The sequence below is a fragment of the Streptomyces radicis genome, assembly GCF_003626575.1.
Lineage (GTDB): Bacteria > Actinomycetota > Actinomycetes > Streptomycetales > Streptomycetaceae > Streptomyces > Streptomyces radicis.
In genome coordinates this window covers 150,478-171,545 of record NZ_RBDY01000011.1, presented here as the reverse complement: position 1 = coordinate 171,545, position 21,068 = coordinate 150,478, and the positions used below count along the sequence as shown (strand labels likewise).

The 21,068-nt window shown below is 76.0% G+C and carries 7 protein-coding genes and 1 pseudogene; 4 read left to right on the top strand and 4 right to left on the bottom strand.

Going from position 1 to position 21,068, the window contains the following annotated elements; all coding sequences use genetic code 11:
- Positions 1 to 2 precede the first annotated feature (2 nt).
- From D7318_RS16875 to D7318_RS16860, 4 genes are all read left to right on the top strand, one after another.
- Positions 3 to 4,466: a type I polyketide synthase gene (locus D7318_RS16875; protein WP_120697926.1), complete on the top strand. Its 4,464-nt coding sequence runs from the start codon at positions 3 to 5 to the stop codon at positions 4,464 to 4,466.
- A gap of 77 nt (positions 4,467 to 4,543) precedes the next feature.
- Positions 4,544 to 4,810, top strand: coding sequence for an acyl carrier protein (locus D7318_RS16870; RefSeq protein WP_120697974.1), 267 nt, complete (start codon positions 4,544 to 4,546; stop codon positions 4,808 to 4,810).
- Between the two features lie 3 nt (positions 4,811 to 4,813).
- The gene (locus D7318_RS16865; protein WP_120697925.1) at positions 4,814 to 5,701 is read left to right on the top strand and encodes an alpha/beta fold hydrolase; all 888 of its coding nucleotides are present in this window, start codon (positions 4,814 to 4,816) and stop codon (positions 5,699 to 5,701) included.
- On the top strand, positions 5,698 to 6,861 hold the full coding sequence (locus D7318_RS16860; RefSeq protein ID WP_120697924.1) for a glycosyltransferase: 1,164 nt from the start codon (positions 5,698 to 5,700) through the stop codon (positions 6,859 to 6,861). Before D7318_RS16865 ends, D7318_RS16860 begins: the two co-directional genes overlap by 4 nt.
- Before the next feature lie 16 nt (positions 6,862 to 6,877).
- Here the strand turns inward: D7318_RS16860 and D7318_RS16855 are convergent, their stop codons facing one another.
- The 4 genes and pseudogenes from D7318_RS16855 to D7318_RS16840 all read right to left on the bottom strand — a co-directional run bounded on the left by D7318_RS16855 (position 6,878) and on the right by D7318_RS16840 (position 21,061).
- The gene (locus D7318_RS16855) at positions 6,878 to 10,108 is read right to left on the bottom strand and encodes a type I polyketide synthase (protein WP_120697923.1); all 3,231 of its coding nucleotides are present in this window, start codon (positions 10,106 to 10,108) and stop codon (positions 6,878 to 6,880) included.
- A 57-nt stretch (positions 10,109 to 10,165) separates the two neighbouring features.
- On the bottom strand, positions 10,166 to 11,089 hold the full coding sequence (locus D7318_RS16850; protein ID WP_120697922.1) for an SDR family NAD(P)-dependent oxidoreductase: 924 nt from the start codon (positions 11,087 to 11,089) through the stop codon (positions 10,166 to 10,168).
- Positions 11,090 to 11,445: 356 nt separating this feature from the next.
- Positions 11,446 to 14,373: pseudogene (locus tag D7318_RS32875) on the bottom strand (type I polyketide synthase); the annotation flags it as partial.
- A gap of 61 nt (positions 14,374 to 14,434) precedes the next feature.
- Complete coding sequence (locus D7318_RS16840) at positions 14,435 to 21,061, bottom strand: SDR family NAD(P)-dependent oxidoreductase (protein WP_408055498.1); 6,627 nt, start codon at positions 21,059 to 21,061, stop codon at positions 14,435 to 14,437.
- Positions 21,062 to 21,068 lie beyond the last annotated feature (7 nt).

Here is a 21,068-nt window from a genome sequence, read left to right as displayed (position 1 = left end):
CGATGGCACCGCCCACGAGCGTGCCGGTCGCCATCACCGGGATGGCGGTGCTGCTGCCGGGGGCGCGGAACCTGGCGGCGTACTGGGACAACCTGGTGGCCGGAGTGGACGCCATCTCCGAGGTGCCGAAGGGGCGTTGGGACGAGGAGTTCTTCCCCGACCCCGTCTACTGCCGCAGGGGCGGCTTCGTGGACGGGCTCGCGGAGATCGACGCCGCGCGGTTCGGGATCATGCCCGCCTCGGTGGCGGGGACCGAGCCCGACCAGCTGATCGCGCTCTCGGTGGCCGCCGACGCCATCGACGACGCCGGTGGCCAGGGGCGGCTGCCCGACCGCGACCGGGTCGGGGTGGTCCTGGGGCGCGGCGGCTATCTCACGCCCGCGCTCGCCCGCCTGGACCAGCGGCTGCGTTCGGCCCACCAGCTCACCCGCACGCTCGGCGAGGTGCTTCCCGAGCTGACGGGCGACCAACTGGCCCGGGTGCGCGAGGCGTTCGGCGAACGGCTCGGGCCCGAGCGGCCCGAGGCGGCGATCGGCCTGGTGCCCAACCTGGCCGCGTCCCGGCTGGCCAACCGCCTCGATCTGCGCGGCCCCGCCTACACGCTCGACGCCGCGTGCGCCTCGTCGCTCATCGCGGTGGAGCACGCCATCGCCCGCCTGGCCTCGGGCGAGTGCGACGCGATGCTGGCCGGGGGCGTGCACCACGCGCACGACGTCACGCTGTGGAGCGTGTTCGCGCGGCTCGGGGCGCTGTCGCCGAGCGGGCGCAGCCGCCCCTTCCACGCGGGCGCCGACGGCGTGCTGATCGGCGAGGGCACCGGCATCGTGGTGCTCAAGCGGCTGGCCGACGCCGAGCGCGACGGCGACCGCGTCTACGCCGTCATCCGCGGCACCGGGGTGGCGGGCGACGGCCGCGCCGGGAGCCTGGTCTCGCCCGACCCAGGCGGGCAGACGCGGGCGGTGGCCAGGGCGTGGCGGACCGCGGGGCTCGACCCGCGCGCGGACGACGCGTTGGGGCTGCTCGAGGCGCACGGCACCGGCACGCCCGCCGGTGACGCCGCCGAACTCGCCACGCTCACCGAGGTGTTCGGGCCACCCGAAGAGGGCGGCCCCGGGGCGCCCGTGATCGGCTCGGTCAAGTCGATGATCGGGCACGCCATGCCCGCGGCGGGCGCGGCCGGGCTCATCAAGGCGGCCCTGGCGCTGCACCACGGCACGCTGCCGCCCACGCTGCACTGCGACGAGCCGCGCGCCGCGCTCGAACGCACCAGGTTCCGCCCGGCGTCCCACGCGCTGCCGTGGGACGACAGGCCGCCCCGCGCCGCGGTCAACGCGTTCGGCTTCGGCGGCATCAACGCCCATGTGGTGCTCGAACGCGCCCCGTCGGCCCGCGCGTTCGCACCGCCGTTGACGGTGCGCGAGCCCGAGCTCGTGCTGCGGCTGACCGCCGCGGACCCGGGGGCGCTCGCCGAACGCCTCGCGGCCGACGACGCCACCCTGCGCGGGGCCGCGCCCGAGAGCGCGGCGGGCGGCTGCCGCCTCGGCATCGTCGACCCGACCGCCAAGCGCCTCGCGCTGGCCCGCAGGGCCGTGGCCAAGGGCGCGGCCTGGCGGGGCCGCAACGACGTCTGGTTCTCCCCCGCTCCCCTGCTGGCGGAGGGCGGCCACCGGGGCGGGGTCGCGTTCCTCTTCCCCGGCCTCGAGGCCGAGTTCGCCCCCGGCGCCCTCGACGACGTGGCCGCGCGCTTCTCCCTCCCCGCGCCCGGCGCGTCCGCCGTGGCGAACCCCGAAGACCTGGTCACCCACGGCAAGGGCGTGCTCGCCGTGGCGCGGCTGCTCGACGCGGCGCTGCGGCGCATGGGCGTCGCCCCCGACGGCGTGGCCGGGCACAGCGTCGGCGAGTGGGCGGCGATGCGCGCGGGCGGGATGTATCCGCCGGAGGAGGCCGACGCGATACTGGCGTCGTTCGGCCCCGGGTCGCTGCGCGTGCCCGGGGTGGTCTTCGCGACCGTGGGCGCGTCGGCCGAGCGCGTCACCGCCACGCTGGCCGAGCGGGGCGGCGACGACGTGGTGCTCTCGCACGAGAACTCCCCGCGCCAGTCGATGATCTGCGGGCCGAGGGCGGCCGTCGACGAGCTGGTGGCCCTCTTCCGCTCGCGGCGGGTGCTGTGCCAGGTGCTGCCGTTCCAGTCGGGCTTCCACACCCCGATGCTCGCCCCGTATCTCGGCCAACTCACCGAGGGCGCCGGGCGGTTGCCGCTGCGGACGCCCGAGGTGCCGGTGTGGTCCGGCACGACGGCGCGCCCGTTCCCCGCCGAACCCGAAGGCGTGCGCGCGCTGTTCGTGCGGCACCTGCTCGAACCGGTGAGGTTCGGGCCGCTGATCGAGGCCATGTACGCGGCGGGCTTCCGGGTGCTCGTGCAGGCGGGCGTGGGCCACCTCGGCTCGCTCGTGGACGACACGCTCCAGGGCCGCGACCACCTGACCGTCGCCGCCCACTCCCCGCACCACCCGGGCCTGGCCCAGCTACGCAGGGTCGCGACCGCGCTGTGGGCCGAGGGGGCCGCGCTCGACCCCGACACCCTGCGCCCCACCGCCGCGCCCGCGCGCCGGGGCCCCATGGTGGCCCTCGACCTGGGCGCGCCCCTGGTCTCGCTGGGCGAGCCCGCGCGCGAGGAGCTACGCGCCGGCGTGCGGGCCGCGTTGGGCGCCGGTGACACCCTTGTCGCGCCCGCCGGGGGCGCCACGAGCGGGCTCGACGCGCTCGCCGCCGCCCACCCCGTCGCGGCCGAGCTGCGCGCCGCGCTCGCGGAGACCGCCACCACGGCGGCGGCCGTCCTCACCGCGCGCGCCACGGGCCGTGCCGCCCCAAGGACGCCGCGGCCCAGGCGCGGCGAGGAGCCCCCGAGGCCCGCGCCCGACGCCACGGTCAGGCTGCGGGTGTCGACCGAGGCGATGCCCTACCTGCTCGACCACTGCTTCTTCCCCCAGCGCGCGGGCTGGCCCGACGCGGAGGACCTGCGGCCCGTCGTTCCGGCGACGACGATAGTGCGGCACCTGATGGACGCCGCGGAGTGGCGCGCGCCAGGCCGCCTGGCGGTCGCAGTGCACGACGTGCGCCTCGAGCAGTGGGTGGACGCGCTGCCGCCCGTCGACGTGGCGATCACCGGCACCGAACGCGGCCCCGACCACATCGCCCTCGCCTTCGGCCGCCACGCGCGCGCCACGGTCGAGGTGGCCGACGCGTTCCCGGCGCGCCCGCCCGCGCCCTGGCCGGTCGACGCCCCGGCCGAACGCCCCTGCGCGCACACGGCCGTCGAGCTGTACCGGGACCGTTGGATGTTCCACGGGCCCGCGTTCCGGGGCATGGCTGAGCTGACCGCCATCGGCGAGCGGCATGTGCGCGGCGTGCTGACGGTGCCGCCCGCGCCGGGCGCGCTGCTCGACAACGTCGGCCAGCTGCTCGGCTACTGGATCATGGTGAGCCTGGCCGAACGGGTCGTGGTGTTCCCCGTCTCCATGCGCGAGATCCGCTTCTTCGGGCCCCAGCCGCCCACGGGGGCGCGCGTCGGGTGCCACATCAGGGTCGTGTCGGTGAGCGACGCGGCCGTGGAGGCCGAGGCGCAGCTCACGGTGGACGGCGCGGTGTGGGCGGAGATCGGCGGGTGGCGCGACCACAGGTTCGCGGCGCCCGACGCGCGCCGCACGAGCGGCTACCCCGAGCGGCGCGCGCTGTCCGACGAACGGCCCGGCGGCTGGTCGCTGTTGATCGACCGCTGGCCCGACCTGGCGTCGCGTGACCTGGTGATACGGGCCCAGCTCGGCAGCGCGGAACGCCGCGCCTACGACGAACGCCCCCCGCGCGGCCGCCGCCAGTGGCTGCTCGGCCGGATCGCGGCCAAGGACGCGGTGCGCCGCTGGCTGTGGGAGCGCGGCGAGGGCCCCGTGTTCCCCGCCGAGATCCGCGTCCGCAACGACGCGAGCGGGCGGCCCTGGGCCGAGGGCGTGCACGGCCGCGAACTGCCGCCGCTCGACCTGTCGTTGGCACACCGCGGGCGGGTGGCGGTGGCGATCGTGGCGGACCGCGGTCGCGGGGTGGGGATCGACGTCGAGGAGGTCGTCGACCGGCCGGATGGCACGGTCGCCATCGCCCTGGGCCCGCGGGAACGCGACCTGCTCGCCGAGCGCTGCGCGGCCACGGGCGAGCCCATGGCGCTGTGGTTCACGCGCTTCTGGGCGGCCAAGGAGGCGGTGGCCAAGGCCAGGGGCACCGGACTGCGGGGCCGACCGAGGGACTTCGCGGTGGTGGCGGCCGGGCCCGCCACGCTGCGGGTCGCGGTGGGGGACCACGAGCACCGGGTCGCGCACGCCCCGCTGACCGAAGGAAGCAACACCTATGTCGTGGCCTGGACCACGCCCGACCCGGAACGCCTGACCATGAACGATGATGAGGAGAACGGCACGTGAATCCCGTACGACCGGCCCAGGAGGCCGCGCCCGCGGACGCGGCGCCCGCGGCAGCGGTGCTGGCGGAGATCGCCGAGATGATCGAGGCCGTCCTCGAGGACGCCGGGGCCGGTCTCGACCCGGACACGGTGGTCGGGATGGACAGCAGGTTCGCCGACGACCTCGAGCTGGAGAGCATCGACCTGGTGGCGCTCGCCGAGCGCCTGGAGGAGCGGTACGGCGACCGGGTCAACTTCGCGGAGTTCCTCGCGGATCTCGACCTCGACGAGATCATCGCGCTCACCGTGGGCCGCCTGGTCGACCATGTGGCGGGCCGCCTGGCCGCCGCGACCGTGGAGGGCTGAGCCATGGCGAGGGTCAGGGCGAACGGCGTCGACCTCAACGTGCGGCGCCTGCCGCCGCGCGCCGGCGCGGGCGGGCCTGGGCCCGCGCCCGTGGTGGTGTTCCTGCACGGCGCGTTCATCGACAGCCTGGCCAGCTTCTACTTCACCCTCGCCCCGGCGTTCGCCAAGGCGGGCTACGACGTGGTGCTCTACGACCAGCGGGGGCACGGCCGTTCGGAGCGGCCGCCGACGGGCTACCGGGTCGGGGACTTCACGGCCGACCTGGACGCGCTGCTCGACGCGCTCGACATCGACAGGCCCGTCCACCTCGTGGGCAACTCCTTCGGCGGCACCGTGGCGTTGGACTTCGCGGTGCGCCACCCCGAGCGCGCCGCCTCCGCGCTGGTGATCGAGTCGGGGCCGCCGACGCGGGCGTGGGCGGAGATCATGCGGGCGGCGCTCGCGCAGGCCACGTCGTCGGAGCTGTCGCCCGACCGGGCGCTCGTGTGGTTCGTCGAGCAGTACAGGACGATGTCGTCCACGCGGGAGATCGACCGGTACGACGCGCACCTCGCGCGGCTGGGCGCGTCGGCCGGGCGGCTGATGGGCGAGACGACGATAGTGCGCGACATACCGGACAGCGAGGTGCTGAGCGACGAGCGGATCAGGTCGCTGCGCTGCCCGGTGTTCCTGGTGAACGGCGGCGACGGGCTCGTCGCCGAGCAGGCCGCGCACGCGCGGGCGCTGCTGCCCGATGTGCGGGTGGCCGAGGTGCCGGGGCAGAAGCACTCGGTGCTGGTCGAGGCGCCCGACGAGGTGGGGCGCCTCGCGCTGGCCTGGGTCGACGCGCAGGTGTCGCGGGTGTCGGGGGCTCCGCTGGAGCCCGAGCAACGGGTGGGGGTCGCGCCATGAGCCGTTTCCTGTTCACCGTGCCGCCGCTGGCCGGGCACATCAACCCCGCCGCCGCGGTCGCCGCCGAGCTCGGCGGGCGTGGGCACGACGTCGCGTGGGCCGGGCGGCCCGCGCTGATCGACCGGCTGACCGGCGGTGCCTTTCCCGTGCACGCGTGCGCCGGTCCCGATGTGCCCGGTGAACGACCCCCCGGCATAAGGGGGTTGGAGGCGCTGAAGTTCCTGTGGGAGGCGGGCTTCGGGCCGCTTGCCGAGGCGATGGCGTCCGATGTGGAGGCGGCGGTGCGCGCGTTCCGCCCCGATGTGGTGGTGGCGGACCAGCAGACGGTGGCGGGCGCGCTGGTGGCCGAGCGGCTCGGGCTGCCCTACGCCACGTCGTGCACCACGACGGGCGAGCTGCTCGGCGCGGCGGGGCTGCCCAAGGTCGAGGAGTGGATCCTCGAGCTGCTGACGGGGCTGCGCGCGCGGTTCGGCGACCCGGCGGCGCGCCACGATCCGCGGTTCTCGCCGTGGTTGACGCTGGTCTACTCGACGCCCGAGCTGGTCGGCGCGCACCCGGCGCGGGAGAGCCCGCTGTACTTCGTGGGCCCGGCGTTCGGCGACCGACCGGGCGCCGAGGACTTCCCGTGGGAGTGGCTCGCGGGGGACGTTCCCACGGTGCTGGTGAGCCTGGGGACGGTCAACGGCGGCGCGGGGGCGCGTTTTCTGGCCGAGTGCGTCGCCGCGGTGCGGGCCAGGGCGGGCGCGGTGCGCGCGGTGGTGGCCGACCCCGCGGGCGTGCTGGACGGCGAGGCGCCGGGGCCCGATGTGCTGGTGCTGCGGTCCGTGCCGCAGACCCAACTGCTCGGGCGGGTGCGGGCGGTGGTGTGCCACGCGGGGCACAACACCGTGACCGAGGCCCTGTGGCACGGGCTGCCGCTCGTGGTGGCGCCCATCCGCGACGACCAGCCGGTGGTCGCGGGCCAGGTCACCGAGGCGGGCGCCGGGGTGCGGCTGCGCTTCGGGCGCGTGGACCGGGAGCGGATCGGCGCGGCGATCGACGCGGCGCTGGGCGACCCAGGGCTCGCGGCGGGGGCGCGGCGGGTGGCCGCGTCGTTCCGCGCCGCGGGCGGGGCGGGGGCGGCCGCCGACCGGCTTGAGAAGCTGGCCGCGGGCGCGTGAACGGGCCCGGCAGGGGCTACTCCGTGCGCAGCTCCTCCTCGATCAGGGCGAACATCGCGTCGTCCACGAGGGGCCCGGCTCCGTCGCCCGGTGTCCCGTCCCAGGCCACGGGGGATGTCTCCGTCGCCGGCGCCGTTGCCTCGAACTCGCCGAGCAGCGCCCGGAGTCGGGAGGCGACGGCCGCGCGGTCGCCCGGGGCTTCGGGGAGCGCGAGCAGGTCGTCGCGCAGCCGGTCGAGGTCGCGCAGGACGCCCGTCGCCGAGGGGCCCTCGTCCGCCGCGAACAGCTCCCCGTGCAGGTGGCCCGCCAGCTGTCCTGGCGTGGGGTGCTGGTAGATGACGGCGGTGGGCAGGGCGGCGCCGGTCGCGGCGTTGAGGCGGTCGCGCAGCTCGACGGACATGTGCGAGTCGAAGCCCGCGTCCTTGAACGTCGTGTCCGCGGCGACGCGCCCGGCGTCCGCGTGGCCGAGGACGGCGGCGGTGTGGCGGCTCACCAGGTCGAGGACCCGGCGGCGGCGCCGCTCGGGCGTGTGCCGCGCGAGGTCGTCGAGGGCGCGCGGAGCGGCGATCGGGTCGTTCGACGGGGCTTCCGGCGTTGGCCTTCGGGGCGTCTCCTTGGGCACCGCGTCGCCGGGCGGCAGCCAGTGGGCGCCGCGCCGGAACGCGTAGGGCGGCAGCTCCACGCGCCGCGCGCCGAGCCCTTCGAACGCCGCCCGCCACGCCACCTGGACCCCCCAGGCCCACGCCTGCCCCACGCCGGTGAGGAAGCGCCGCGGGCCGCCGTCGTCGCGGCGGAGGCTGCCGGTCGCGGTGGCCTCGACGCCGATGGCGTCGGCGGTCTCGACGACGCTCGAGCACAGCACGGGGTGCGGCCCCACCTCGACGAACGTGGTGTGTCCGCGCTCCACCAGGGCGCGCACGGCGTCGGAGAACCTGACGGTGCGGCGCAGGTTGGCGACCCAGTAGGCGGCGTCGAGCTCGGGCCCTTCGAGGGGCTCGCCCGTCACGGTGGAGTGGAGCGGCACGCGGCCGCGGCGCGGGGTGATGTCGCCGAGCGCCGCGGCGAGTTCGGGCCCGATGACGTCGACCTGGGCGGAGTGGGACGCGTAGTCGACGGGGACGCGGCGCACGCGCGTTCCCTCGGCCTCGAGCTGGGCCGTCAGGGCGTCGAGCGCCCCCGGGTCCCCGGCGACGACGGTCGACGACGGGCTGTTGACGGCGGCCACGGAGAGCCCGCCGCCCCACTCGCCGAGCCGCTTCTCCAGCTCGTCGGCGGGCATCGCCACCGACGCCATGCCGCCGAGGCCCGCGAGCCGCCCGGCGATGAGGCGGCTGCGCAGCGCCACCACCGCGGCGCCGTCGTCGAGGGAGAGCGCCCCCGCGACGACGGCGGCGGCGATCTCGCCCTGGGAGTGGCCCACCACGGCGGCGGGCGTGACGCCGTAGGACTCCCAGAGCCGCGCGAGCGCCACCATGACGGCCCACAGGGCGGGTTGGACGACGTCGACGCGGGCGAGGTCGCCGGACAGCTCGGTCCTGAGGTCCCAGTCGGTCCAACGGCCGAGCGCCCGGGCGCAGTCGTCGAGCGCGGCGGCGAAGACGGGGGCGCGCTCGGCGAGTTCGACGGCCATCCCGGTCCACTGGCCGCCCTGGCCCGGGAAGACGAACACCGGTCCGCGGTCCGCGCGGGCCACGCCCGCCACCAGGTCGGCGGCGGGCTCGTCGTGGGCGAGCGCGGCGAGGGCGTCGAGCAGCCGGTCCCGCCCCGCGCCGACGAGGACGGCGCGGTGGGGGAACGCGGTGCGGGTGGTGGCAAGCGAGAGGCCGATGTCCGCGGGGGTGGCGCCGGGGTGGTCCACGAGGTCGCGGTGGAGGCGTTCGGCCTGCGCGCGCAGCGCCGCGGCGTCGCGCCCCGAGAGCGTCCAGGGCAGAACGGCGTCGGCGGCGGTGTTCGGACGTTCGGCGCCTTCGTCGTCCTCCGCGGGCCCGGGCTCGGCCACCACCACATGGCAGTTGGTGCCGCCGAGGCCGAACGACGAGACGCCGGCGAGCAGTTGGCGTTCCGGGTCGGGCCAGGGGCCGGGGGCGGTGTGAACGCGCAGGCCGAGGGCGTCGAGCGGGATGTCGGGGTGGGGCGCGCGGTGGTGGAGGCTGGGCGGCAGCTCGCGGTGCCGGAGGCTCAGCACCGTCTTGAGCAGGCCGACGATGCCCGCGGCGCCCTCGAGGTGGCCGACGTTGGTCTTGGCCGAGCCGACCCGCAGGGGCGCGTCCGCGGGGTGGGCGGCGCCGACGACCGCGCCGAGGGCCGCCGCCTCGACCGGGTCGCCCGTGGGCGTTCCCGTGCCGTGCAGCTCGACGTACTGGACGTCGGCCGGGTCGGTGCCCGCGGCGCGGTGGGCGCGGCGCAGCACCTCCTCCTGGGTCGCGCGGCGGGGCGCGGCGAGCGAGTCGCCGCCGCCGTCGTTGTTGACGGCGCTGCCCAGGATCACGCCGTGCACCGGGTCGCCGTCGGCCCTGGCCTGGGCGAGCGGCTTGAGCACGAGCACGGCGCCGCCCTCGCCGCGGACATAGCCGTCGGCCTCGGCGTCGAACGTGTGGCAGCGGCCGGTCGGGGACAGCGCGCCCATGCGGGCCGATGTGGCGCTCGACCCCGGCGCCAGCAGGAGGTTGACGCCGCCGACGAGCGCGGTGGTGGCCTCGCCGCGGCGCAGGCTCTCGCACGCGAGGTGGACGGCGACGAGCGAGGAGGACTGCCCGGTGTCCACGGTCAGGCTCGGCCCGGTGAGGCGCAGGGCGTAGGAGACGCGGTTGGCGAGCATGGCGCGGCGGGTGCCCGCGAACGTGTGGTGGGTGAGGGCCGACTCCCCGCGCCGCGCGGTCAGTTCGGCGTAGTCGTCCCAGATGGCCGAGGCGAACACGGCGGTGTCGCTCTCGCGCAGGTCGGCGGGGACGATCCCGGCGTTCTCCAGTGCCTCCCAGGCCAGCTCGAGCATGAGCCGGTGCTGGGGGTCCGTCGCGGCGGCCTCCCGTGGGGAGATGCCGAAGAACTCGGGGTCGAAGGCGTCGACGCGGTCCAGGAGGGCGGCGTGTGTCAGGCCCTCCGCGTGCGGGCGGCGGGCCTCGGGGATCTCCCCGACGGCGTCGACGCCCTCGCGCAGCAGCCGCCAGAACTCCGCGGGGGTGGTGGCCCCCGGGAGGCGGCAGGCCATGCCGACGACCGCGATGGGGGCCTGCTCGTGGTGTGTCATGCGGCGCGCTCCTGGGTCGCTCGGTCGGTTCGCTCGGTCGGTTCGAGAGGGGGTGCGTCAACGGGTGGGCGGTCGCCGGGACGCCGCGAACTTCCGCATCTGCATGGCCGTGTACTGGCCCACGGTCCTGTCGTGCTCGGTCTCCGCGGGCAGCGCGGAGAACAACGCCCGTGACCTGGCGGCCAGTTGGGGGGCGATGGTGCGGTCGGTGATGATGTGCAGCTTCCCGGCCCTGACGCCCTCGACGAGCATGGTCCCGACGGCGTCGGGGGAAAGGCCCGCCAGGCGCAGGAACGACTCCTGCTGCGTCTGCTTCCCGGCCCGCTCCTCCGCCTGCGCGTCGCTGAGCGGGCCCGTGGACAGCGCGCCGCTCGCGGCCTGGCTGTGGGCGACCATGTCGGTGGCCACGGGCCCTGGGCTGAGGACGGAGAGGCCGATGGGAAGTCCCTCGTGCTCCAGCTGCTTGGCCAGCCCCTCGGACAGGCCGATCACGCCCGCCTTGGCGCCCTCGTACATGTAGCCCGTCTCGCCGCCCATGGGGGCGAGCCCGGCCTGGGCGGCGGTGTTGGCGATGTGGGCGGGCGTGCCGCGTTCGACCATGCGGGGCAGAAAGGTCTGGATGCCATGGATGACGCCGCCGAGGTTGACGCCGAAGAAGAGGTCCCACAACGGGTAACTCATCGCCGGGACCGGGTAGTTGCCGCCCACTCCGGCGTTGTTGCAGAGCAGTGTGACCGGGCCGAGCCGGTCCTCGGCCGCGTCGGCGGCGCGGGCGAAGGCGTCGCGGTCGGTGACGTCGAGGACGAAGGTCTCGACCTTGGTCGTCGAGGCCAGCTCGGCCGCGGCCGTGGCCAGCGCGGCCTCGTCGATGTCCGCGAGCGCGAGCCGCATGCCCTCCCTGGCGAGGGCGCGGGCGATGCCCAGGCCGATGCCCTGGGCGCCGCCGGTGACGAACGCGGTTCCTCCGGCGAAATCAAGCACGTTGGGGCCCCTTCTCGGTGTGTGTCGGTCGTTCGTCGTGGCGGTCAGGCATCCGGCGTCAACCCCGCGAGCCACGCGTCGACGGCGCGTGCGGTGCCGATCGCCGTGTGGCCCTCCATCAGCGTCGACGGGTCGCCCGGTACGTCAACGGCGGTGTGCGGGAGGGGCCACTGCGCCCCTGCGCCCCCGGGCTCGGCGGGCCGCACCAGCAGCGTGGGCGCCGCCACCTCGGCGGGGCCGAGGCCGAACGACAGATAGCGGGCGCGGGCCGTCACCCAGCTGTCACCCCTGGCCTCGCCCGCGCGTGGCTCGGGGCCAAGCCCCTCGGCGGCCCCCGGACCGGCGGGGTCGAGCAGCGCGAGCCCGGCTGGTGGCGTTCCCGCGTCCTCGAGGTGCCGGGCGAGGGCGGCGGCGACCGTGGCGCCTCCCGCGTGGCCGAGCAGCGCGAACGGCTCGTCCGCTACGGCCCGTTGGACGGCCAGGGCCAGGGCGGCCACGAGCGCGCCGGGGTCTTCGGGCAGCGGCTCGCCGGGGCGGAAGCCGGGCAGCGCCAGCGCGGAGACGGCGCGCCGGTCGGTGAACTCCGAGGCGAACGCGGCGAAGTGGTGGGCGCCGGGGCGCCAGGAGAGCGGCGGCAGGCAGATCAGGCGGGGGGCGTCGGGGCCTCGCACGAGATCGGTGAGCGCCGGGGGCTCGGGCAGCTCGTCGGGCGAGGAGTACGAGGGCCTGAGCGCGGCGACGGCCTGGAGGGCCGGGGCGACCTGGTCGAGCCTGCCCTCGCGGCGGGCCGTGGCGAACAGCGCGCCGAGCGAGTCGGACGCGGCGTCGTCGCCCGGCCCGGTGGCCTGGCCGCTCTGGAGCCAGTGGCGCCGCCGCTGGAACGCGTAGGTGGGCAGCTCGGCGCGGCGAACGGTGCGCCCGGCGTAGAACGACGACCAGTCGACGGCCGTGCCGGAGACCCACAGGCGGGCGGCCCCGGCGAGGAGTGCGGCGTCGACATCCCCGTCCTGGGTGCCGACCACGGTGACGGGCCTGCCCGTCGCCGCACCTCGGACGGCCCCCTGGATCGCCTGGGTCGCCGCGGGGTGGGAGCCCACCTCGACCAGGCGCGTATGGCCCTGGCCGAGCGCGTCGGTGACGGCGTCGGCGAGGCTCGCGCCGAGGATCAGCGGCACCTCGGAGGGGCGGGTGGCCAGGCCCTCGACGGCCTCGCCGCGCGCCACGGCCCCCGCGGCGTCGTCGAGGGAGAGGGCGCCCGCGACCACGGCGGCGGCGAACTCCCCCTCGCCATGGGCCACCACGGCGGCGGGCGCGACGCCGAGCGCCTCCCACACCGCGGCGAGCGCCAGGGACACCGCCCATCGCGACACCCGTGCGACGTCGGCCCGTTGGGCGGTGGCGTCGTCCTCCCCCGCGAGCACCCGGGACAGCGACCAGTCGGCGTGCGGCGCGAGCGCGGCCTCGCACGCGGCGATCCGCGCGGCGAACGCCGGTGTGGAGGCGAGGAGTTCGCGGCCCACGCGGTGCGCGCCCCCGCCGGGGAGGACGAACGCCACGCCACGGCCGCCGCCCTGGGCCCCGGTCACCAGGTGGGGCGCCGTGCCGCCGGTCGCCAACGCCTTGAGCCCGGCGGCGAGTTCGCCCGTCTCGGTGCCCCACACCACCGCGCGGTGGTCGAGCGCCGCGCGGGACGACAGCAGGGACCAGCCCACGTCGACGGGATCGGCCGCGGCGACGGACGGGGCGGCGGCCAGCCGTTCGGCCTGGGCGGCGAGCGCCTTCGCCGAGCGGGCGGACACCAGCCAGGGCACCGCGCGACGGCCCGGCAGGCCGCCCTCGCCCCCGACCTCGAGGGGCGGCGGCTCCGCGGCCTCGGCTGGCGCCTCCTCGAGGATGACATGCGCGTTGGTGCCGGAGATCCCGAACGACGAGACGGCAGCGCGCCGCGGCCTGTCGGGGGCGGCGGCCCACTCGCGCTGCTCGGTCAGCAGCTCCACGTCGCCCGCCGACCAGTCCACGTGCGGGGCGGGCGCGTCCACGTGCAGGGTCTTGGGCAGCACCCCGTGGCGCATGGCCATGAGCATCTTCATCACGCCCGCGATGCCGCCCGCGGCCTGGGTGTGGCCGAGGTTGGACTTCACCGAGCCGAGCCACAGCGGGCCGCGGTCGCCGCGGTCCTGGCCGTAGATGTCCACGAGCGCCTGGGCCTCGATCGGGTCGCCGAGCGGGGTGCCCGTGCCGTGCGCCTCGACGGCGTCCACGTCGGACGCGGCCAGGCCCGCGCCTGCCAGGGCCTGCCGGATCATCTGCCGCTGCGACGGCCCGTTGAGCGGGGTGAGGCCGTTGGACGCGCCGCCCTGGTTCACGGCGGAGCCGCGGACGACGCCGAGGACGCGGTGGCCGTTGCGGAGGGCGTCGGGCAGCCGCTCGACGACGAGCATCCCCGCGCCCTCGGCGAGGCCGAAGCCCTCGGCCGCCGCGGCGAACGACTTGCACCGGCCGTCGGGGGCCAGGACGCCCTGGCGGCCGAACTCGATCAGGGTCGTCGGCGACGCCATCACCTTCACGCCGCCCACCAGCGCGAGCGAGCACTCGCCGCCGCGCAGCGCCTGCATGGCGAGGTGGAGGGCCACGAGCGACGCCGAGCACGCCGTGTCCACCGTGACCGCGGGGCCTTCGAGGCCCAGGGTGTAGGCGACGCGGCCCGAGATCAGGCTGATCATGTTGCCGACGCCGACGTGGATCTCGTACCCCTCGGGAACGCCGCCTGGCGTCGTGAGGTACTCCGAAGGCGCGGTGCCCGCGAAGACGCCGGTCTGGCTGCCGCGCAGGGACGTCGGGTCGATGCCCGCGCGCTCGACGGCCTCCCACGCGATCTCGAGCAGGAGCCGCTGCTGCGGGTCCATGGCGGCGGCCTCGGGCGCGGGGATGCCGAAGAACTCCGCGTCGAAGTCGCCGACGGAGGTGAGGAATCCGCCGCCCGCGACATGGGTGGCGCCGCCGAGCCCGGTGAGGTCCCAGTCGCGGTCCTCGGGGAGCGGCGAGGTCATGTCAAGGCCCTCGGCGACCGTGTGCCACAGGTCCTCGGGCGTGGTGATGCCGCCCGGGTAGCGGCAGGCCATGCCGACGATCGCGATCGGCGGCCGCTCCTCGAGCTGCTTCACGCGGCGCCTGGCCTGGCGCAGGTCGGTGGTGGCCCGCCTGAGGTAGTCGCGGAGCTTCTGCTCCTGGTCGGTCGGGGCGTTGGTCGGGGCGTTGGTCGAGGGCTTGGTCGGGGGATTCATCGGGCGTCATCCATCCGGGCTCGGCGTGGTTCCGGGCGTGGGGGCGAAGGGGCGCGGCCGGTCACTGGGCGTCCAACTCCCCGTCGAGGAGGTCGAACAGCTCGTCGTCGGTCGCGTGGTCGAGGTCGTCGTCCGCCGCCTCGGCGGTCGCCGCGGTGCCGTCGAGGCCGGCGAGCAGGGCCCGAAGGCGGTCGGTCATGCGGTTGCGGGCGATGTCGTCGGCGGTGGCCGATGAGATGATCGCCTCGAGCCTGTCGAGCTCGCCCGCCAACGAGGGGGCCGCGGCCGCCTCCTCACCCTCGACGGTCACCTCGGCGCGGATGTGCTCGGCGAGGGCCGCGGGCGTGGGCAGGTCGAAGACGAGGGTGGCGGGCAGTCGGAGCCCGGTGGCGGCGTTGAGCCTGTTCCGCAGCTCCACGGCGATCAACGAGTCGAACCCCAGCTCCTTGAACGGCCGTTCGGCGTCGATGGCCTCGGGGTCCGCGTGGCCGAGCACGGCCGCGACATGGCCGCGCACCAGGTCGAGCACGAGCCGTTCCCGCTGCGCCCCGGCGAGCCCGGCGAGCCGCTGGGCCAGCGTGGGGCCTTCGGCGCCGCCGGTGGACTCGGCGACCGCGCGCGCGGGGGCGCGCACGAGGGCGCGCAGCAGCGCGGGCACCCCGCCGGACGCGGCCTGCGCGCGCATGGCCCTGAGGTCGATCGGGCTGGCGAGCAGCATGGCCTCGTCGAGGGGCAGCGCCCGGTCGAAGAGGGCGAGGCCCTGCTTGTTGGAGAGCGAGGGCAGGCCGCGCTGGGTGATCCGGGACTGGCCGCGGTCGCCCAGGTGCCCGGTCATGCCGCTCGCCTCGGCCCACAGGCCCCAGTTGAGCGACAGGGCGGGGAGCCCGGTGGCGCGGCGGTGGTGGGCGAGGGCGTCGAGGAAGACGTTGGTGGCCGCGTAGTTGGCCTGGCCCGGGCTGCCGAAGAGGCCGGAGAGGGACGAGTAGAGGGCGAAGAGGCCGAGGTCGAGGTCCTTGGTCAGCTCATGGAGGTTGACAGCCGCCTCCACCTTCGGCCCCCACACACGGGCCAGTTGCTCCGGTGTCAACGACGTGAGCACGCCATCCGCCAGCACACCGGCCGCGTGCACCACACCCGTCAACGGACGATCCGCAGGAACGGCGTCAAGCACCTCGGCAAGACGCCCCCGATCGGCCGCGTCACACGCCACCACATCCGCCGACGCACCCAACTCCCCCAGCTCACCCACCAGTTCGGCCACACCGGGGGCCCGATCACCCGAACGACTCGTCAGCAGCAGATGCCGCACCCCGTGCTCCACCACCAGATGACGGGCCAACAACGCACCCAACGTCCCCGTACCACCCGTGATCAACACCGTCCCCGCGGGGTCGAGCGCGGGAGGCATCCGGAACACCAGCTTGCCCACATGACGCGCCTGACTCATGAAACGGAACGCCTCCACCGCCCGCCGCACATCCCACACCCGCACCGGCAGAGCACCCAGGGCACCCCGCTCGTGGAGGTCGAGCACGGTGCGCAGGATCTCGCCGGTCCGGTCGAGGCCGCCCTCGTCGGGGGTGTAGGGGTGGTAGGTGACGCCGGGGTGGTCCCGGGCGACGCGCTCGGGGTCGCGGATGTCGGTCTTGCCCATCTCCAGGAACCGGCCGCCGCGCGGCAGGAGTTCGAGGGAGGCGTCCACGAACTCCCGCGCCAGCGAGTTCAACACGACGTCCACGCCACGACCCTCGGTCGTGGCCAGGAACTTCTCCCTGAAGTCGAGATCACGCGAGGAGGCGATGTGCGCGTCGTCCAGGCCCAGTTCACGCAGCGCGTCCCACTTCCCCGGACTGGCCGTCGCGAACACCTCCGCCCCCGCGTTCCGCGCCAACTGCACCGCCGCCATCCCCACACCACCCGCACCGGCATGCACCAGCACCGACTCCCCGGCCTTGAGGCCGCCGAGGTCGAAGAGGCCGAAGAACGCCGTCAGGAACACCACGGGCACCGAGGCGGCGCGTTCGAACGACCACCCCTCGGGAATCCGCGCGAGGACGCGTTCGTCCGAGATCACCAGGGGGCCGAGCCCTCCGGTGACAAAGCCCATCACCCGGTCGCCGACGGCGAGTTGGCCGACACCCTCGCCGACGTCGACGACCACGCCCGCGGCCTCGGTGCCCATCAGCGCGCGGTCGGGGTACATGCCGAGGCTGATGAGCACATCGCGGAAGTTGAGCCCGGCCGCCCTGACGGCGACCCGCACCTGGCCCTCGCCGAGCGGCGCGGCCGCCTCGGGCGCGGGCAGCAGCGCCAGGCCCTCCAACGAGCCCGAGCCCGTGGTGTCGAGGCGCCAGGCGCGCTCGCCCGGCGGCGGCGCCAGGGCCTCGCCATCGGCGGCCCGCAGCAGGCGCGGCACCAGCATCTCCCCGCCGCGCAGCACGATCTGCCACTCGTCGGTCTCGATGGCGGTGGCGATGGCCGCGCCCAGCAGGTCGGCGGTCGCGTCGCCGCCCTCGTCGGCGGGGTCCTCGGCGGGGTCGAGGTCCACCAGCAGGAAACGCCCCGGGTGTTCCAGGTACGCGGACCTGAGCAGGCCCCACGCGGGGGCGGCGGCCAGGTCCGCCACGTCCTCGTCGCCACCGGCGGCGACCGCGCCCCTGGTGACCACCACGAGCCGCGAGTCGGCGAGGCGTTCCTCGCCGAGCCAGCGCTGCACGACGCCGAGCAGCTCTGACGTCAGGTACTTGGCGGCCTCGGCGACGCCGTCGGTGGCGAACGGCACGGCGGGCGCGATGAGCGCGACCTCGGGGGTGGGCACGCCCCACTCCAGGACCGAGCAGACCTCCTCCACGTCGGCGTAGGTGTCGGCCGCGAGGCCCGCGCGCTCGATCGCGGGGGCGAGGCCGAACGGGTCGCCGCCCACCACGGCCCAAGTGGCGTGCCGCACCTCGTCGCGTTCGCAGGGGGCGGGCGTCCAGGTGAGCCGGAAGAGGCTGTCCTGCTCGGCCGCGCCCGCGGCGCTCAACTGCCGTGCGGTGACCGGGCGCATCACCAGCGACTCGACGCGGGCGACGGGCCCGCCGGTCGCGTCGGCCACGTCGACGGCCAGCGCGTCGTCGCCCGAAGCGGCGACGCGCACGCGGAGCCGCTGGGCCCCGGCGGCGTGCAGGGAGACGCCGGTCCACGCGAACGGCAGCTTGAGGGTGTCGGCGCTGCTGCCCGGGAGATAGCCGTTGACGTGCAGGGCCGCGTCGAGCAGCGCGGGGTGCACGCCGTAGGCGCCCGCGTCGGCGCGCGCGCCCTCGGGCAGGACGACCTCGGCGTACACGGCGTCGGCGCCGCGCCAGGCGGCCACGAGGCCCTGGAACGCCGGGCCGTAGCCATAGCCCGCCGCGGCGGCGGCCTCGTAGAAGCCGGACACGTCGACGGCCTCGGCGCCCGGCGGCGGCCAGGCCGTCAGGTCCGCGGCGGGGGCGGGGGCGGGCGCCGGGGTCCCGGCGGCGAGCACGCCCTCGGCGTGCTGGGTCCAGGGCCCGTCGGGCTCGCCGTCGGCCGGGCGGGAGTGGATCGACACATCGCGCTGCCCGTTGCCGTCGGGGGCGCCGACCACGACCTGGAGGTGCGCGGCGCCGTCGGCGGGCAGGACGAGCGGCGCCTGGATGGCCAGCTCGCGCAGGTGCGATGAGCCCGCGTGGTCGCCCGCGTGGATGGCGAGTTCGACGAAGCCGGTGCCGGGGAAGAGGACCGTTCCCGCGACGGCGTGGTCCGCGAGCCAGGGGTGGGTGCGGGGCGAGAGCCTGCCGGTCAGGACGAGCCCGCCGTCGGTCGCCAGGGTCGTCGCGGCGCCAAGCAGCGGATGCTCGACGGCGGCGAGGCCGAGCCCGGTGGCGTCCCCGGCCCTGGCGACGCCGTCGAGCCAGTAGCGCCGCCGCTGGAACGCGTAGCTGGGCAGGTCGGCGCGGACGACGGTGCGCCCGGCGAAGACCGCGGTCCAGTCGATGGGCGCGCCCCCGGTCCACAGCTCGGCGGCGTTGGCGATCAGCCGGGCGTTCTCGTCCTCCTGGCGGCGCAGCGTGCCGACCACCGTCGCCGTCCTGCCCTCGGCCTCGGCGATGTCCTGGACGCCCATGGTGAGCACGGGGTGCGCGCTGACCTCGACGAAGCGCGTGAGGGGCGTCGCCAGCGCGGTGGTGACGGCGTCCGTGAACCGCACGGGCTGCCTGAGGTTGGTGTACCAGTAGTCGGCGTCCATCGTGGAGGTGTCGAGCACGTCGCCGGTGACCGTGGAGATGAGCGGGACGCGGGAGGGCTGGGGCGAGACGTCGGCGAGCGCCTTGAGCAGCCGCTCGCGGATGTCCTCCACGTGCGGGGTGTGGGAGGCGTAGTCCACGGGGACCCTGCGCGCCCGCACCCCCGCGGCCTCGGCGGTGGCGGCGATCTCGTCAAGCGCCGCGGGCTCGCCCGCCACGACGGCGGCGAACGGCCCGTTGTACACCGCGACCCACGCCCGGTCATCGAACGGCGCGAGCCACTCGGCGAGTTGGTCGCCGCCCGCGGCCAGGGACAGCATCCCGCCGCGGCCCGCGAGCTCCTCGCGGATGGCGGCGGAGCGCAGCGCGACGACCCGTGCGCCGTCCTCGAGCGAGAGCGCGCCCGCGACCACGGCGGCGGCGATCTCGCCCTGGGAGTGGCCGATCACCGCGGTGGGGGTGAGCCCGAAGCCCTCCCACACGGCGGCCAGCGACACCATGACCGCCCACAGCACGGGCTGCACGATGTCCACGCGTTCGAGCCACGCGTCGTCGTCGCCCGCGAGGACGTCGGCGAGCGACCAGTCGGCGTACAGCGCGAGCGCGCGGCCGCACTCGGCCATCCGCGCGGCGAACACCGGTGAGGACGCCAGGAGTTCGCGGCCCATCCCGAGCCACTGCGAGCCCTGGCCGGGGAAGACGAACGCCACGCCCCGGCCGCCGCCCGACACCCCGGATACCAGGTTGGGCGCGGTGCCCCCGGTGGCCAACGCGTCGAGCGCGGCGGCGAGTTCGCCCGTCTCGGCGCCCCACACCACCGCGCGGTGGTCGAAGACCGCGCGCGACGACTGAAGGGACCAACCGACGTCGACGGCCTCCGCCTTGACGACGGAGGGGGACGCGGCGAGCCGTCCGGCCTGGGCCGCGAGCGCCTCGGCCGTCCTGGCCGACACCAGCCAGGGCACGACCGCGGACCCCGACAGGGCGCCGTCGCCTGGGACGACCCCCGAGGCGGGCTCGGCGGCCTCGGCGGGTGCCTGCTCCAGGATGACGTGGGCGTTGGTGCCCGAGATGCCGAACGACGACACGGCGGCGCGGCGCGGGCGGCCATCGGCCTCCCACGGGCGGGCCTCGGTCAGCAACTCCACGTTGCCTGCCGACCAGTTGACGTGCGGCGCGGGCTCGTCCACGTGCAGGGTCTTCGGCAGCACCCCGGCGCGCAGCGCCATGGCGGTCTTGATCAGGCTCGCGACACCCGCGCAGGCCCCTGAGTGGCCGATGTTGGACTTCACCGAGCCCAGCCACAGCGGGCGTTCGGGGTCGCGGCCCTGGCCGTAGGTGGCCAGCAGCGCCTGGGCCTCGATCGGGTCGCCGAGCGTCGTGCCGGTGCCGTGCGCCTCGACGGCGTCGATGTCGGCTGCGGTGAGGCGGGCGTTGGCGAGGGCCTGCTCGATGACGCGCCGCTGGGCCAGCTCGTTGGGGGCGCTCAGGCCGTTGCTCGCGCCGTCCTGGTTGGTGGCGGAGCCGCGGATGACCGCGTGGACGGGGTGGCCGTTGCGGCGGGCGTCGGAGAGGCGTTCGAGCAGCAGGACGCCTACGCCCTCGGCCCAGCTCGTGCCGTCGGCCGCGGCGGCGAACGACTTGCAGCGGCCGTCGGGCGCGAGGCCGCGCTGGCGGCTGAAGCCGATGAACCCGGCGGGGGTGGACAGCACGCTCACGCCCCCCGCGAGGGCGTAGTCGCACTCGCCCAGGCGCAGGGCCTGGACGCCGAGGTGGGTGGCCACGAGCGAGGACGAGCAGGCGGTGTCGATCGTGACGGCCGGGCCCTCGAGGCCGAGGACATAGGAGATGCGGCCCGAGACGACGGCGTTCATGGTGCCGGTGACGAGGAAGCCCTCGATCTCCTCGGGCACCGAGTCGAGGCGGCTGACATAGTCGGAGCCGACGGCCCCGGCGAACACGCCGGTGCGCGTGCCGCGCAGGGAGGTCGGCGCGATCCCGGCGCGTTCGACGGCCTCCCACGAGGCTTCGAGCAGCAGCCGCTGCTGCGGGTCCATGGCCAGCGCCTCGCGCGGCGAGATGCCGAAGAACTCGGGGTCGAAGTCGGCGGCGTCGTGCACGAACCCGCCCTCGACGACATAGGTCTTGCCGTGCGCGTCCGGGTCGGGGTCGTAGATGTCGGTGTCCCAGCCGCGGTCATCGGGGAACGGAGTGATGCCGTCGCGCCCCTCGTCGACCAGCCGCCACAGGTCATCGGGCGAGGAGACGTCGCCCGGCAGGCGGCAGGCCATGCCGACGATGGCGATCGGCTCCTGGTCCCTGGCCTCCATCTCGCGCAGGCGGCGGCGCACCTGGGTGAAGTCGGCGGTGACGCGGTTGAGGTATTCGCGGAGCTTGTTCTCGTTGTTCGACATCGGTACTCCTTCGCGGGTCTTCACAAGGGGG

Coding starts and splice junctions, on each gene's coding strand:
- D7318_RS16875 (WP_120697926.1), top strand. CDS start 3: ATGGCACCGCCCACGAGCGTGCCGGTCGCCATCACCGGGATGGCGGTG.
- D7318_RS16870 (WP_120697974.1), top strand. CDS start 4,544: ATGATCGAGGCCGTCCTCGAGGACGCCGGGGCCGGTCTCGACCCGGAC.
- D7318_RS16865 (WP_120697925.1), top strand. CDS start 4,814: ATGGCGAGGGTCAGGGCGAACGGCGTCGACCTCAACGTGCGGCGCCTG.
- D7318_RS16860 (WP_120697924.1), top strand. CDS start 5,698: ATGAGCCGTTTCCTGTTCACCGTGCCGCCGCTGGCCGGGCACATCAAC.
- D7318_RS16855 (WP_120697923.1), bottom strand. CDS start 10,108: ATGACACACCACGAGCAGGCCCCCATCGCGGTCGTCGGCATGGCCTGC.